This is a genomic window from Niastella populi (assembly GCF_002078015.1).
Taxonomy (GTDB): Bacteria; Bacteroidota; Bacteroidia; order Chitinophagales; family Chitinophagaceae; genus Niastella; species Niastella populi.
In genome coordinates this window covers 1-212 of the sequence record NZ_LWBP01000184.1, presented here as the reverse complement: position 1 = coordinate 212, position 212 = coordinate 1, and the positions used below count along the sequence as shown (strand labels likewise).

1 rRNA gene is annotated in these 212 nt (G+C 59.4%); it reads left to right on the top strand.

The features are described 5' to 3' along the window. Window positions 1-212 (top strand): 16S ribosomal RNA (locus A4R26_RS36295); the annotation flags it as partial.

Below are 212 nucleotides of genomic sequence, written 5' to 3'. Positions count from 1 at the left end.
GAGGGACGAAGCCCTGGGGCGCAAACGGGATTAGATACCCCGGTAGTCCAGGGTGTAAACGCTGCGGGCTTGGTGTTGGGGGTCCTTTGTGGGCGCCCAGTGCCGGAGAGAAGTTGTTAAGCCTGCTGCTTGGGGAGTATGTCCGCAAGGATGAAACTTAAAGGAATTGGCGGGGGAGCACCGCAACGGGAGGAGCGTGCGGTTCAATTGGA